At 46.3% G+C, this 15,390-nt stretch carries 15 protein-coding genes; 10 read left to right on the top strand and 5 right to left on the bottom strand.

Annotated elements, in window-relative coordinates; genetic code table 11:
* Positions 1-110 precede the first annotated feature (110 nt).
* On the top strand, positions 111-404 hold the full coding sequence (locus tag D829_RS0103365; protein ID WP_017687426.1) for a YlaN family protein: 294 nt from the start codon (positions 111-113) through the stop codon (positions 402-404).
* A gap of 186 nt (positions 405-590) precedes the next feature.
* On the opposite strand, the gene cax is transcribed toward D829_RS0103365, so the two are convergent.
* The gene (gene cax / locus D829_RS0103370; protein ID WP_017687427.1) at positions 591-1,661 is read right to left on the bottom strand and encodes a calcium/proton exchanger; all 1,071 of its coding nucleotides are present in this window, start codon (positions 1,659-1,661) and stop codon (positions 591-593) included.
* Positions 1,662-1,844: 183 nt separating this feature from the next.
* On the opposite strand from cax, the gene D829_RS0103375 reads away from it, so the two are divergent.
* On the top strand, positions 1,845-2,207 hold the full coding sequence (locus D829_RS0103375) for an Asp23/Gls24 family envelope stress response protein (RefSeq protein WP_017687428.1): 363 nt from the start codon (positions 1,845-1,847) through the stop codon (positions 2,205-2,207).
* 129 nt (positions 2,208-2,336) lie between these two features.
* Here D829_RS0103375 and ftsW read toward each other — a convergent pair whose 3' ends face one another.
* Together ftsW and D829_RS0103385 are read right to left on the bottom strand one after the other, a co-directional pair.
* Entirely contained in the window at positions 2,337-3,626 is a 1,290-nt protein-coding gene (gene ftsW, locus D829_RS0103380; RefSeq protein ID WP_017687429.1) for a putative lipid II flippase FtsW, read from the bottom strand.
* Positions 3,627-3,639: 13 nt separating this feature from the next.
* Positions 3,640-3,987, bottom strand: a complete 348-nt coding sequence (locus D829_RS0103385) for a YugN family protein (RefSeq protein WP_017687430.1) — start codon at positions 3,985-3,987, stop codon at positions 3,640-3,642.
* A 210-nt stretch (positions 3,988-4,197) separates the two neighbouring features.
* Here D829_RS0103385 and D829_RS0103390 point away from each other — a divergent pair, with 210 nt between their 5' ends.
* From D829_RS0103390 to D829_RS0103425, 8 genes are all read left to right on the top strand, one after another.
* Positions 4,198-5,367: a M20 family metallopeptidase gene (locus tag D829_RS0103390; protein WP_017687431.1), complete on the top strand. Its 1,170-nt coding sequence runs from the start codon at positions 4,198-4,200 to the stop codon at positions 5,365-5,367.
* A 191-nt stretch (positions 5,368-5,558) separates the two neighbouring features.
* A complete protein-coding gene (locus D829_RS0103395; protein WP_017687432.1) occupies positions 5,559-7,253 on the top strand; it encodes a DNA repair helicase XPB in 1,695 nt (564 codons plus the stop codon).
* 36 nt (positions 7,254-7,289) lie between these two features.
* Positions 7,290-9,008 carry a helicase-associated domain-containing protein gene (locus D829_RS0103400; RefSeq protein WP_017687433.1) on the top strand — a complete coding sequence of 573 codons (1,719 nt, stop codon included), beginning with the start codon at positions 7,290-7,292 and terminating at the stop codon, positions 9,006-9,008.
* 152 nt (positions 9,009-9,160) lie between these two features.
* Positions 9,161-9,598 carry a YlbF family regulator gene (locus D829_RS0103405; protein ID WP_017687434.1) on the top strand — a complete coding sequence of 146 codons (438 nt, stop codon included), beginning with the start codon at positions 9,161-9,163 and terminating at the stop codon, positions 9,596-9,598.
* A gap of 34 nt (positions 9,599-9,632) precedes the next feature.
* Entirely contained in the window at positions 9,633-9,896 is a 264-nt protein-coding gene (locus D829_RS0103410; protein ID WP_026080981.1) for a YlbG family protein, read from the top strand.
* 165 nt (positions 9,897-10,061) lie between these two features.
* Positions 10,062-10,499 (top strand): hypothetical protein, encoded by a 438-nt coding sequence (locus tag D829_RS0103415; RefSeq protein WP_017687436.1) that lies wholly within the window; start codon positions 10,062-10,064, stop codon positions 10,497-10,499.
* A gap of 131 nt (positions 10,500-10,630) precedes the next feature.
* Complete coding sequence (locus tag D829_RS0103420; RefSeq protein WP_017687437.1) at positions 10,631-11,554, top strand: selenium metabolism-associated LysR family transcriptional regulator; 924 nt, start codon at positions 10,631-10,633, stop codon at positions 11,552-11,554.
* 67 nt (positions 11,555-11,621) lie between these two features.
* Positions 11,622-12,491, top strand: coding sequence for a PHP domain-containing protein (locus D829_RS0103425; RefSeq protein ID WP_017687438.1), 870 nt, complete (start codon positions 11,622-11,624; stop codon positions 12,489-12,491).
* Between the two features lie 143 nt (positions 12,492-12,634).
* Here D829_RS0103425 and D829_RS0103430 read toward each other — a convergent pair whose 3' ends face one another.
* Positions 12,635-13,081 (bottom strand): GNAT family N-acetyltransferase, encoded by a 447-nt coding sequence (locus D829_RS0103430; RefSeq protein WP_017687439.1) that lies wholly within the window; start codon positions 13,079-13,081, stop codon positions 12,635-12,637.
* Positions 13,082-13,449: 368 nt separating this feature from the next.
* A complete protein-coding gene (locus D829_RS0103435) occupies positions 13,450-15,222 on the bottom strand; it encodes an NFACT RNA binding domain-containing protein (RefSeq protein ID WP_017687440.1) in 1,773 nt (590 codons plus the stop codon).
* Positions 15,223-15,390: the final 168 nt, after the last annotated feature.

Consider the following 15,390-nt stretch of genomic DNA (forward strand, 5'->3'; position numbering starts at 1 on the left):
TAACTTTGTGGGCTTATTTTGGTCGGGTTCTTGTATTAGCTCTTCATTTCGTCTAATATTAGAGGTAGAACGTCTTTACGCGATTTTTGGGACATAGGGGGGAAAAATGCATGACTTCATCTGATCTGCAGGACCAGCTGAATTTGAAAGCGATCAGTCTTCTTCAAGAAGATGCAGATAAAATACAGAAGCTTATTGAAGTACAGATGGAGAATCTGGCTACCCGCTACTGCCCTCTCTATGAGGAAGTATTGGATACACAGATGTATGGGTTCTCCAAAGAAGTTGATTTTGCTGTTCGTGCAGGGCTCCTTCCAGAAGGTGCAGGTAAGCAGCTGGTTAGCGCGCTTGAGCGGAATTTGGCAATTCTATATGAAGCCTTGAACAAGAAGAATGAGCAATAGCCTGCAAATGCGCGGGTCAGAATAGAAGGCATGCAGGCGTTTATGCATGCTTTTTTTGTGCATTTGAACGGGGATGGGATGAAAGCCAGCCGGAAGGCGTATACAAGCAAAGAGACAGCTCCAAATGTATATTGTGGCTGCCTCCCGTGACTTGTTTATTTTAATGGTGACTACGTGAGGGCCTGGTTACACCAGGAAGAAAGATACTCCCAGAATAATATATACCACGAGCAGGAGTAAACCTTCGTACCAATTCGTTGAACCATCTTGGGTAATGGACTTCGCAATAAATACGGATACGCCGATGGCGACCAACTCAATCGTTGTAAATACGATATCCATGGTTCTGCCTGTGAAGTAGCTGACAAAAATCAGCACAGGAGCAACGAAGAGCGCAATCTGCAGGCTGCTGCCGACCGCAATTTCAACGGCGGCTCCAATTTTATTTTTCATGGCAAGCATGATGGCTGCACTGTGTTCGGCCGCATTACCGATGATGGCCACAAGGAATGCACCAACAAACAGTTCACTAAGTCCAAATTCCGAAGTGAAGACTTCGAGCGTGCCCACCAGCCATTCACTGACGAAGGCAACCATGACTGTTGCGAGCACCAGGTAGAGAATAGATTTTTTCTTGGACCACGCCGGAGCATGCTCATGAGGTAGCTCTTCATCGCGATCCTCAGTGACGTCTGCGAGGTAGTTCTTATGCGTCACCATGGAGAATAGTAACCAGGCGATATACGCGAGAATGAGCAACCCGGCCACGATGAGACTAAGTGTATTCGTGTCTTTCTGTGTAATGGAATGTGTATTGAGAAAGACTGCCGGAATAAACAGGGCAATGATGGCAACAATCATCAGGGAACCATTCAGACCTGCGAGTGAAACATTATAATTCTGAATTTTGAACTTGAGTCCTCCGGCAAAAATACTTAACCCGAGCACTAACAGCAAATTTCCGATGATGGAACCTGTCAAACTTGCCTTGACCATGTCGAACAGTCCCTCTTTGACGAGGAAAATGGCGATGATCAATTCGGCGGCATTGCCGAAAGTCGCATTCAGGAATCCACCCAGCCGCTGTCCGGCATAGTGGGCCACATTTTCGGTGGCTCTGCCTAAAAAACCGGCCACAAAAATAACCGAAATGGCTGAAATCACGAACTGTAGAATCGAATCCCATTTCATGTAGTGGGCGATGGCACTGAGTGCAAAGAACGCAATCAGCAAAATGGATGAAATCCGGTTTCTCACAACAAACACCTCGGTTATAAATTATTTTGTTTTGAATTGCATTGTAAATCGCTTATGAGATTATTTTCATATTTCAATATAACCAAATGGTGGTAGGTTGTAAACGCATCTTTTTGAGTTTAATTTGCTTTTTGGGGTGGAAAGGATTTAAAATACGAGTAACGAAGTGAAGGAGGATGTGGCATGGCAGAACAACTTCAACTGGAGAGCGGAAACATCCGGATTGCCGATGACGTGGTTGCAAAAATTGCCGGAATGGCTGCAATGGAAACACCCGGAATTGCCGCAATGTCTGGAGGATTGTCAGAGGGCTGGGCGAAGCGACTCAGCGGTAAAAACGTACAGAAAGGCGTGAGCGTTGAGGTCGGCCAGCTGGAAGCAGCCATTGACCTGCGCATCATCGTCCTGTACGAAACCCCGATTCATGAAGTTTCCCGTATGCTTCAGCAGAATGTAAGAGAAGCGGTAGAGACCATGACCGGATTACGCGTGGTTGAAGTCAATGTAAAGGTAGAAGGCGTATCTTTCAAAGGCGACGATCTGTAGAAATCGCAATCCGCAATGGAGGACAGAGCTACATTGACCTGTTCTCCATCTTGATAGACAGAATTGTAAAGAGTACACAGAAAAAGGCTGCGCATCCATTCGATGCACAGCCTTTTTTGTGTTGTTTTTTTATCGAATCCGACGGATGGATTCCCGTGAACGAAGAGCAGGAGAGGTACGAGTCTGTGTCTGTACAGTCACGGACTTCGTTTTCTCTTCCTTGATCACGTCCAGATTGTTGGTGCGTGAGATGCTGAGCAGAATGCCCATGGCAACCATCATTACAAAGAGTGAGGTACCCCCATAACTGATAAACGGAAGCGTAACCCCCGTCACCGGAATGGTCTGAGTTACACCACCGATGTTGATAAATGCCTGAATCGCGATTAGTCCCATGATACCTATACCGACCAATGTTCCGAATGGATCGGGACAGCGGAGAGAGACAATAATTCCGCGCCAGATGAAGTACAGGTAAACGAGCAGGAATAATGCACTTCCGATGAATCCGAGTTCTTCCCCAATTACGGAGAAAATAAAGTCATTATACGCATTTGGCAAATAATGCAGCTTCATCGTACCTTGTCCAATCCCGGAACCTGTCATGCCACCATCACCAATGGCAACAAGGGAACGGTAGAGGTTAAGACTTCCGCCATTAATATCGGATAATGGATTCAAGAAAGCTTGAATACGTCCGATCTTGTAGTTCTGCTCCGCAGTAACTGCTGTTGTAGCAGTCGTCGTGTCGGAAGGTGACATGGAAGAGAACAAGGAATTCGCTCCGAACGCCAGTGCCCCACCGAGTACAACCAGTAGAATGGAGCCCATGATATGTTTCATACTGGCTCCACCGGCATAGATCAAGAGACCACAGGTGGACACCAGAATGAAGGTGGTACCAAAGTCTGGTTGCAGCATAATCAGTCCTGCGATGAATCCAACGATGAACAAGACGGGAAAATACCCTGTCTTGAAAACTCTGAATTTCTCACCTTTTTTGGTGATAAGAGCAGAGAGATATAGAATGATCGCAATTTTGGCGAATTCCGCAGGCTGAAGACTGAAACCAAAAATGTGAATCCAGCTTCGTGCACCGTTCAATACTGCACCTGAGATCAAAACAATCACCAGCATGACCGTAGTGAGCAGGAAAAAGGGTGCATAGAGCTTTTTGTACTTGTTGAAGCGGATATTCATGGCAAAAAACATGCCAAATAGACCGATAATCGCCCACATAAGTTGTTTTTTCGTGAAGAACAGGGCATCATTGTTAAATCTTTCGTTTGCGATTGCAATGCTGGAACTGGAGCTGAATACCATCACCAGTCCAAAGCCCACCAACAATAAAGTGAGGATTAGCAGTTGAAAATCCGGCGTGCCTCTCTTCGTTTTCGTTTGGGCCGTTTGTTGTTTCATCGTTTGGCCCAGCCTATGCTTCCAGCAGTTCTTTAAGCTGCTGTAATTTTTGGGCTGCCAGCTTCACGACTGGTTGCGGAACGGAAGAGTCATAATCCAGGCCGTGAGGGAAGGTGGCTTTGCCAAGGTATACTGCTTCAACAGCAAGAACGGTATCCGGTTTTTCCAATTTGCCTTCTACAGCGCGGGTATTAATGCGTACAAAGTATTCTGAGTTGGTTTGTTCATCTTCAATTTTGTAGTCGTATGTAGCACGGTAATATTCCCATTGCCACCGGACAAATCCGACTTTCTCGGCGCTCTCATCCAGGTATGCCAAGTCGCTCTTCAAGCCATCCAAGCCTGTATTCTCAAAAATCATAAGCGTTTGATCCTCCTCATAAGCTTCCGAGTATAATTTCTCGAGTATTTCTCTAGTTCATGATAGTATGTTTCCCCTTCCCGTGCAAGCTTTCCAAGGGTGTTTCGTATCGGTTTTCTTCCAATTCTGCTACAATATACAGCAATAGGTTTGAAGAGGAAGGTTCGGGCTTGATCCAAGTCCCGTTCAAGATTGAAAGGGTGGAGAGACATGACTAATAATATATGGTGGGAAGATCTGCAGATCCACATGGTGGAATGGCGGCGTCACCTTCATCGCAATCCTGAGGTTTCCTTTCATGAGGAGAAGACATCTTCTTTTATAGCGGATATGTTGGAGAGTTTTGGTGTTGAAGTGAGGCGTCATGTTGGTGGTCACGGGGTCATCGGTACCATTCGTGGGGACAAGCCGGGTCCTGTCGTCATGCTGCGAGCTGACATGGATGCACTTCCAATTCAGGATGAAAAGAATATCGAGTATGCATCACAACAAGCAGGAGCGATGCATGCATGCGGCCACGATGGTCATATCTCAATCTTGCTCGGTACGGCATTGTATTTTAGCCGTCACAAGCAGGAGATCCAAGGAGAGATTCGCTTTTTGTTCCAGCCAGCAGAAGAACTGCTTCCGGGCGGTGCAGTTCAGGTCATTGCGGATGGTGCGCTTGAAGGTGTCGATGTCATATATGGCATTCATCTGTGGACCCCGCTGCCTGTAGGTGTTGTTGCCAGTAAAGCAGGACCGATGATGGCGGCGGCGGACGATTTTTACATTGAAATCAAAGGCAAAGGTGGACATGGCGGGATGCCACAATCCACGATAGACAGTCTTATCGCGGGTTCTGCGCTTGTGATGCAGCTTCAGACCGTTGTCAGTCGTTCGGTGGATCCATTGCAACCCGCGGTGCTGACCATTGGTACAATGCAGGCGGGCTCGGCTCAGAATGTAATTGCAGAGCAATGCAAAATGAGCGGCACGGTAAGAACGTTTGATGAAGAGACCCGAAACGGGATGAAAGAGCGCGTGCTTACCATGGTAGCCCAGACAGGGGCAGCATATGGGGCAGAGACGCAAGTGAAATATATTATGGGATATCCGCCTGTGGTGAATAATGAACAGGAGACAGCACGTTTCTTCAGAGAAGCTACAGAATTATTTGGGGCAGAACGAGTGCAAGCTTCCCCGATGCTGATGCCAGCGGAAGATTTTGCTTATTATCTGCAGAAGGTTCCAGGGTGCTTTATGTTTGTTGGAGCAGGCAACCCGGATAAAAATGCGATCTATCCGCATCATCATCCGATGTTTGATTTTGATGAAGACGCGATGCAGACGGCTGTGAGATTATTTATCGCCATGGCCAAGGGTTACACAGCCGAATGACTTTAGATGGAGTTGGGCATCCTGTTCATACCGAGGTATGGGCAGGATGTTTTTTTGTGGATTTTATAGATGTTGTTCAAAAAGTCCACTTTTCGGTACTGAAAACTAGACTTTTTGAACGTGCACTTAAAGTGGTTCATTTTCGGAAGCTGCCGGAACTGGACTTTTTTGGTGATAGGAGGAAGGCTCGAATGGAAGGAACAGAACATATGGTAAAAACGGATGCTTGTATCGTTCAGCGAGATTTTACAGTTTTGCTGGAAGTTGGCCACCCCGGATTCGAAAGAGCAAGAGAGCAGCTTGGGATGTATTCAGAACTGGTTAAGACACCGGCAGCGTTCCATACTTACCGAATCACTCCGTTATCGCTCTGGAATGCGGCTGCGCTGGGATGGAATGCAGATCAGGTCATCGCAAGTCTGGAACTGGTATCCCGCTGGAACGTGCCTGCTGCACTCATACAGGATGTTCGGAGAATCATGGATCAGTATGGCAAATTAAAGCTGCATTCCGAAGCAGATCACACCAAAATGTGTCTTTACAGTGAGGATGAGCGGTTGCTGGATGAATTAAGTGGATTGAAAACAATAGCTGCCTTTCGCATGGAACGCAAGGACGCTCATGAACTTCTGCTCCCAGGAGAACAGCGAGGGTTATTAAAAAGGGAATTAACAAGGTTAGGCTACCCCGTACTTGATTACGTGGGGTATCGAGAGGGAACCAAGCTTTCATTTGATTGGCGGTCTAATGATCCAAGGGACCACTCTGAGCGATTTGCGCTGCGTTCTTACCAGAGAGAGGCTGTGGATGCATTCGAAGGCAGTGAGGGCATGGGAGGAAGTGGTTTACTCGTACTTCCTTGCGGGGCAGGCAAAACGGTCATTGGCATGGCCGTGCTGGAGCGGCTTCAATGTGAATGCCTTATTTTGACGTCCAATACGACATCTGTGCGACAGTGGATTCAGGAAATTCAAGACAAAACCACGATTACCAGCGAACAGATTGGTGAGTATTCAGGTCAGAAAAAACAGGTGAAACCTGTGACTGTAGCTACATATCAGATTCTTACACACCGGAAATCAAAGGATGCTGATTTTACCCACATCAAACTGCTCAGTGAGCGACAATGGGGTCTGATTATATATGATGAAGTGCATTTGCTCCCAGCGCCTGTGTTTCGTGCAACTGCGGATATTCAAGCTACGCGAAGACTGGGATTAACGGCCACATTGGTTCGAGAGGATGGCTGTGAACAGGATGTATTCTCGCTGATTGGTCCGAAGCTATATGATATGCCGTGGAAACAACTGGAGCAGCAAGGGTGGATTGCTGATGTACAATGTCAGGAGATACGTATCCCTTTCTCCCCGGAACTAAGATCGAATTATCTGCAAGCTGAGGTTAAGCACCAATTTCGATTGGCTGCCGAGAATCCGGCGAAGGTACGTGTAGTTAAGCGTTTGCTGGAACGTCATCGGGATTTGCCTGCACTTGTGATTGGACAATATCTGGATCAGTTAGAGTTGATTGCCCGGGAAATTGAAGCACCTCTGATCTCGGGGACCATGTCACAGCAAGAGCGAATCAAGTGGTTTGCCGCTTTTCGACGAGGAGAGATTAAAACGATTGTGGTATCCAAGGTTGCCAATTTTGCTGTGGATTTGCCTGATGCTGCTGTAGCGCTTGAGATATCTGGGAGTTTCGGGTCAAGGCAGGAAGAGGCACAGCGTTTGGGGAGAATTCTGAGACCAAAAGCTGGAGAAAACAAAGCATATTTCTATGCGTTGGTATCAGAGGATAGTAAGGAACAGGAGTTTGCATTAAACCGTCAGATGTTCTTGGTGGAGCAGGGATATGAATATGCCATCGTTCGTGAGAACGAATAGTCCATTTATACTCGCGATAAGAGGAGGGATTGGAATATGTCTTCATTTGAACCAATAGATGAGCCTGTGGAACTGAACCTTGATACATGGTCAAAGCTGACTTTGGTGGAGCAAAAAGTGCTTGGTGCAATTTTTCACAAACATGCCGGTCAGCCTTTTTCCTCACTCCTGCCGCGAGAACAGTGGGCCATCGAAGGACTAAGTGTCGCAGAAGCCAAATCTTCATTCGCCAAGCTTAGGCAGCAAAGGTGGATTGAATCTGTATATAAGAGTTGGGGAGAGCGATTATTTTATATTCCTGCTTCGTTGATGGACACATTGACGATTGCTTACGCACAAAGAGTGGGTATAACCGTTAAACAGATGGCACAGCATGCTCATGTACTACAGGAAGGAAAGCCGGATATAGCTGCAGAACTACTTCATCTGATCGCGTGGATCGAAAGAGAAGGACTTCCTTTGACAGGTAAGGGCACTATACATAAGAAAAGTGTTCAAAAATTAAGTGTGATCACAGTATTATCTTCGACAGACTTTGAAGGTCTGGGTATCCGATATGAACATTCGGATTTGTATCCGACCCACGTAGCTATCCTTCTCGATCTACTGCTCAGTCTGAATCTCGTTCAGAAGTCAGATGGCCAAATTCAGATTGTAGATCATCGATTACAAAAATGGTTGAAGCTCTCGTGGAGACAGATGCATCGGGAAATATATCAAGCGTGTATGGAAAGATACGGAGAAGCTGAACCCGCGTTGCAGCATTTCCGTTATCAATTGGCAGTGTTTGCTCCAGAAAAAAACATATGGTGCCATATAGAGAATTCGGAACTGAAACCACGGGTCAGGGGCTGGCTCTGCGCACTGGCTGGCTGGGGTTATGGTGAAGTAGGAGAAGATCAGTCTGGAGGGCTAACATTCCGCTGGTTGATCGAACCGCAGAGCCTGTTATATCGAGAACAAGAGATGGTAAGTGAAACGGAGCCGTGTGGATTTTACATGCAGCCTGATTTTGAATTGTTGGTGCCTCCGGAAGCAGGGCCTGATGTGATCTGCATGCTGGAGCAATGCGCAGAACGGGTGACGCGTGATCGAATGTCCATCTACCGCATGACAAGAGAACGAATCATTTCGGCCATAGCCAGAGGGTATGGACTACATGAAGTGATAGAGTTTCTGGATCAATATGCGCTGACAGGCATACCGGAGAATGTACGGATTGCGTTAGCAGATTGGGGAAAGGAGACGGATGCTGCACCGTTGACTGTAATTCGGAACATGGAGGTAATGGAGGCAGGTACAGGCTCCGCAGATGATCCGAGGTTATTAGAAAAAGATGTGTTGAGTGGTGTATATTCTTCTTTCTACACACCCAATAATCAAGGTCTGGTTGATGTCCCTGCTTCTCTGCATGGGTTGGAGCGTGATCATTCTGTAATTGAGAAGAAGTTCTCTCTGTTGGGATTTGAGGAGATACCGGAGACCTGGTACAGGGAGTGGCGTCGATATCATAGTTCAACCGCCCGACAGATTGCTGCCAAAGCCATTGAGTGGCAGACCAAGCTGGGTATACAACAGGAAAATCGTACGCAATACCTCATTCCACATCAGGTAGAGGGTCATGAACAATGGACTTTAAGCGGTTGGTGCATGTTGGATTCAAGTGAACATACATCAGAGACGGAATGGCGTACATTCTCCCCATCAGAGTGGGATACAATGCGTCTTATCCTGCCAGATGATGTCATAACCTGACTATTTCACATGAATATCAGGGTGAAAGGCGAATTTTCGAGTTCTCCCTATTTCTAATTGCAGGAAAAACTCTTCTTAACTATTCATGGATATGCTATGATGAGGTAGTCTACGTTAAGTAGAACTTTATATATAGATAGGATGAATATTTCATGAGCGTAGCGGAAATGAACACGGTCGATATGGCCCAAGTGTTAACGGGCGCATATGAACTGGGCGACATGATTAACCAATCTGCCGAAGTATCGGATTATTTATATTGGAAGCAGCAAGTCGAGACTACCCCTGAGATTCAGATGGGGATTCGGAAGCTGAATGCCAAGAAGGAATTGTTTGAAGAAACACAGCGTTTCGGTCATTTTCACCCGGATTTCCATGCAGCGAAAGACCAGGTGAAGGCTCTGGAACAGGAGTTGGAAAATTTCGAGGCGGTAATCCGCTTCAAACAGGCAGAGAAGTCCCTGGATGATATGTTATTCCAGATGTCAGAGACCATTGCATTTGCAGTGTCAACGACCATTAAGGTACCGAGCAATGATCCGAATCCGAAGGGCGGCTGCGGTAGTGGCGGCAAGTGTGGTTGCAGTTAAGTAATCAATCATTATAGAAGGGCGGGGAACGATGATGTTTGCGGAAAGGACAGGATTTATTATTTGGGTCAGTGATTTGAAGGCTGCCCGTAATCTCGAAAAATATGGCACCGTGCATTATATCTCCCGCCGTATGCATTATGTAGTCATGTATGTTAATGCAGAACGGGCAGATGATACGATGAAAAATGTGAAGCGACTTTCCTATGTGCGCAAGATCGAACGCTCGTATCGTAATGAGATCAAAACCGAGTATGCCAGCAAAACGATGGACAAAACGAGCTTTTACGGAATATAGACGAGAAACTGGAGGGACCCTTTGGGGTCGCTCTTTTCTTGAATTATGCACAAATTGGCTATTGTGAAAAAAAGTTAAACTTACGCCTTGAGGTTGCGGGACTAATGTTGTAATATATTTGGTAATAAATAGATAGAAAGTCCTATCTGGTGGAGAGTGATTCCCATGCGTGATAAGGTGATGCAACGTTGGAGCACCTACGAGCCGTTTTTCGTGGCTCTTGGAGACAAGAAAGTGGCCGACATCGTCATTACCCATCATGCCAAGATGCGGTATGCAGACCGTATTGAGCCTGCACGTAGTGATGATGACCATATTGCGGCGTGGTTATGGGAGTGTCTGAAGCAGGACCGTATAACACCATACTACCGTAATGAACAGGACGTCTACCTGATTGATGAGGATCTGGTGGTGGTCGCCGAATTTTCCGAACTTGAAGGAGAATATGATATTGCGGGCAACCCGCTGCACAAAATGATTGTAGTTACGTTTCTGGGACGTATGTCGGAGACCATTGAACTAAGGGACCTGAAGTCATATTATTCATGGTTAAGACATTCAAGAAGAATGACGCTGGTCAAAAATAGCCGTAAGCATAAGTAAGTTGATTAGATTCAATATGTTGAAATCATAGATTCAATTATTATCGCATGCAGACAAGCTGCATGCTTTTTTTGTTGCCAAGCGTGAAATCGGCTACAATGTAGAGAGTGTAATCGAAGAGGGGCGAAGATATGAATTTTCACCAATTGCATATTTTTTATACGGTAGCAGAGAAGGGGAGTTTCTCGGCTGCTGCACAAGCATTACATATGACTCAACCGGCAGTAACGATGCAGATTCAATCATTGGAGGACTATTTTGGCACCAAGTTACTGCATCGTTCCACCAAAAAAATAGAATTATCCGAGGCGGGCCGGACTTTATTACCTCATGCGAAACGGAGTGTAGAGCTGGTCAGACAGACGGACGAAGCGATGTCGGCGTTTACTCAGATGTTACAGGGCAGACTCCAGCTTGGAGCCAGCTTAACGATCGGGGAATATGTGCTTCCACGCATGCTTGGGCCATTTGCACTTCAATATCCGGATATTTCAATTGTCATGAAAGTGATGAATACAACGCAAATTATGGATGATATATTGAAGCACCAGCTTAATTTTGGTCTGATTGAAGCGCCAGTGCACCACCCGGACATGATTGTAGAGCCTATCATGCAGGACGAGCTGAAACTGATTGTACCTGCCGGGCATGATCTGGCTAAGCGTAGCAAAGTGAATATTGAGGATGTAATGAATTATCCTTTTGTGCTGCGTGAGAAGGGCTCGGGTACTCGTCAGGTGATGGAAGACCAATTGCAAAAGAAAAAGATTGATCCACAGGATATGAATGTTGTGATGGAACTTGGCAGTACAGGGGCGGTAAAATCGGCCGTAGAGGCAGGGGTAGGCATTACGATGTTATCTCCTTCTTCGGTGCAGCATGAACTGGCTCTGGGACTCGTTCATATTGTGGATATCCGCGGACTCGAATTCAAAAGGCAGTTCTATGCCATCCATCTAAAATCGTCCTTGTTGCCCCTGTCAGCAGTCGCTTTCCTGAACTATCTTCGTCAGCAGGAGCAGCCTGAGTCGGTACATAAGGCGGGGAAGGCATAGTAGTTGGCAACATCAATGATAGATAAGATTGAATCATAATCAATTTTACACAAAGGAGCTGTTGATCATGGATCAGCGCCAAGGACGCTGTGATCTTCATACGCATAGTCAGGCTTCCGATGGAATGCAGCCACCTGCTGATAATGTGAAGCTTGCCAAACAAAAAGGGCTATCTGCGGTTGCCCTAACGGACCATGATACAGTAGCCGGTGTAGCGGAAGCACAGCAAGCGGGAAAAGAGTACGATATTGATGTTGTTGCCGGAGTGGAGATCAGCACTCGGGCTGGTGGGAAAGATATTCATGTGCTCGGGTATTATGTGAATACAGAGGATGAGCTATTCCTGCAACGGTTGCGCGGATTACGAGAAGCGCGAGATGAGCGGAATCATCTGATTATTGGCAAGCTCCAAGAACTCGGGCTTGATATAAGCTGGCAGGAGGTACTGGATGAGCTAGGACGACCGTTAGAGCCGGATGAGAGTATTGGAAGACCTCATATGGCCGATGTGCTGGTGAAAAAAGGCTACGCTGTTGACATGCGGGATGCATTTGATCGATATCTTGCTGAAGGCAAGCCTGGCTTCGTGTCTGTACCCCGCGTTGCACCAGAGGATGCGTGCGAGTGGATCAGAGCCGCAGGTGGAGCCACTGTGATTGCCCATCCGGGTCTCTATAATGATGATGAATTGGTGCGACGTATCATCGAAGACTCTCGTCCAGATGGCATTGAGGTGTTTCATTCGGACCATGGCCCGGAAGCGGAACACAGGTATGGTGAGCTGGCCAAGGAATATGACCTCATTGAAACCGGTGGATCTGATTATCATGGCAAACGGCAAGGTGTTGTTTTCCACGGGGATCTTGGTAGCAAGACCGTAACGGTTGATGTGTTGGAAAGGCTGAAGGCAGCTGCCTCACAGCAAAAAGTAGAGTAAGCGAGACGTTGCAACGCTCTATCTGACTATAATAAATTCTGTATTACTGGATACATTTTAAGATCAAAGTAGTAAAGGACATGCAAACATGATAGGGCTGAACCTTCATGTTTGCATGTCCTTTTTTTTGTGCTCAAAAGAGTCTACGTAATGGAATAGTTTACCCATGCGCCACGTGTAGCTCCAAGACGCTCGAATAATTGCTGTGCCCGCTCATTGGTCACTGCTGTGATCCAAGACATATATGCACATCCATGGTCACGCGTATATTGCTGACAGTGTGCAAATAATTTGGCTTCTGCTTCACCCTCTCTGAATGTTTCTGTAACAAATAGGTCATTCATGCTGGCGACACGCTCTGCTTTCATCGTGCTGTAAGTAAAGAACAGGGTGGAAAATCCTATGAGCTTCCCGTCCTCTTCTGCCACGAATTGAGCACCGATCTGCTGGTTAAGCAGGTTGTTGATCAAAAGCTGGATGGATTGATCACCAGGCCAAGGGTTGTTGTAGAATCCCACCACATAGTCATGCATTAATGCCATCAGGGGTTTCAGATCATCAGGTTGAGTTTCTCTGATATGTATGGTCATGATACACTTCCTTTAACTATAACTTTTATTCATCACAATTGAATTATTATACATATAAATGAATTAATATTCAATGAGAAAGCTAAATAAGCTGAGCTTCACATATCATTCAAACAAGTAATGCAACCACAAAAATCCCCTGAACCGTTAATGGTCAGGGGATTCTGTCTTTGTTACTGTTACATCTATATAAGTTGAACTAATCATTTACACGATAACGGAGAGGACAGAAAAAACCTGAAAAAGCGAAGCGTGCGCCTTTATCACCGGATTTTCCCTTGAGAAAAGGGATCGAAAAAATCTGGGGATAACAGCGATTGGAAGGTTGTTCTGTCAGTGTAAATAATCTTTAGTTCAACTTATATATACTATCCATTTTTAATCGTGGATGGCAGACTTTTGATCAATTCATCATTTGGCGTGACAAACAACGTCTTCTGATGATCATAGATCACAAAACCAGGCTTCGCACCACTTGGTTTGCGTACATGACGGATAAACGTGTAATCCACAGGCACACTGCTGGACTCCTTGGCTTGGCTGAAATAGGCAGCAAGCTGTGCTGCTTCTTCCAATGTAGCTTCACCAAAGTCCGTACTGCGAATGACGACATGTGAACCTGGAATATCTTTGGTATGCAGCCAGGTGTCGTTGGAAGAAGCGAGACGGTTGGTCACGTACTCATTCTGCAGGTTGTTTTTGCCCACAAGAATATCAATCCCCTCGGAGGAGGTGAACTGGTGTACGGTTGGACGGTCACTTTTCTTCTTCTTTTTACCCTTTTTATTGCGGTCACGAAGGTATCCCTGCTGCACAAGCTCATCACGTATTTCCTCAATGTCGTTCATCGATGCAATGGACAGCTGTTGCAACAGGTTATCTAGATAGCCAATCTCGTCTTTGGTTTTGCCAAGCTGCTCATGAATGACAGCCAGACTGTTCTTGTATTTGTTATACCGCTTGAAATAACGTTGTGCGTTGTCAGATGGTGTAAGCAACGGATCAAGTTGAATGGTAATGTTGGCTTGGTCTTCATCATAGAAGTTCACAAGCTCCACGCTCTTGTCCCCTTTGTGGACCTGATGCAGGGAGGCAAACAGCAACTCACCCCATAGCCTGAACTTGTCCGCATCGTCCGCTTCTAGCAGATCCTTGTTCAGGTTATCCAGCTTTTTGATGTTTTTGTTTCGCTCATTCTGCAGAAAACGGAGCAGATCACTTACTCTCTGTTTTACCGTATCCCGTTCAGCCTTGTCTCCGTAATAATCTTCCATGCAATTGCTCATCGTGTCATAGGTTTTCTCCAACTCCTGAATGCTCTGAAGATGAACGGCCGAGAAAATCATTTTGCCTTTGGCGTTCATTCCGGTTACAGGCGTGTAGATATGATCTCTGACAGGTCCCATCACGGATTCAAAAACATTCCAGAGTTCCCCAGCCTCTATACGGCTCTCACCCTCAACCACATCTGGAGTGCTCACTGTGCCTTCAGCAGCAATCCCACGGGCAGCAATCTCTCCCGCAATTAACGGGCTAAGACCGCTAAAGGAGTTCACAAGAAAGCGTGATGCCTCTTCCTCAGCGGCATGATAGCTGTCCTCGAATGCTGTACGGCTCACTTCGAGCGGATTACTTTTATGTTGCTCGGGTGGGGCAGTATACGCGAATCCAGGCATGATTACCCGGTAGCTACTGATGGACGGAGTCACATGATGAATGCCATCCAGAATCGTTCCTGTAACGGGATCAAGCAAAATAATATTACTGTGACGCCCCATCAATTCAATGATGATCCGTTTAACTGAAACATCCCCCAGTTCGTCGCGCTGGCGAACATTGATGTGGATAATACGCTCCATGCCAATCTGACGGATCTCCTCAATGATTGCACCTTCACAATGCTTGCGAAGCAGCATACAGAACATGGGTGCTTCCGTAGGGTTAAGGAATGTCTTTTCCGTATAATGCACACGGGGATAGGTCGGGCTTGCCGAAACAAGTAATTTACTATTTCCGCGCTGAGCACGCAGGGTGAGAACTACGTCATGGCCATTCGGCTGATGGATCTTGCTGATACGTCCACCAATGCAGCCTTGCAGTTCATGAACAATGGCCCGTGTTACGATGCCGTCCAATGCCATTTTTTCCACTTCCTCTCTCTATCGAGCATCTGCATTTATCATGCCAAATGCTTCATCTATATAACTGAAACGTGCAACCAGGTATGTAAAAAAACAAGGACTGGCTACAGATTCTTCGTTGCTTGCCTGTTGAACGCTGGAATTGGTACTGCGCAGAACATCGCAGAC

The sequence above is a fragment of the Paenibacillus sp. PAMC 26794 genome, from assembly GCF_000316035.1.
Classification (GTDB): Bacteria; Bacillota; Bacilli; order Paenibacillales; family Paenibacillaceae; genus Paenibacillus.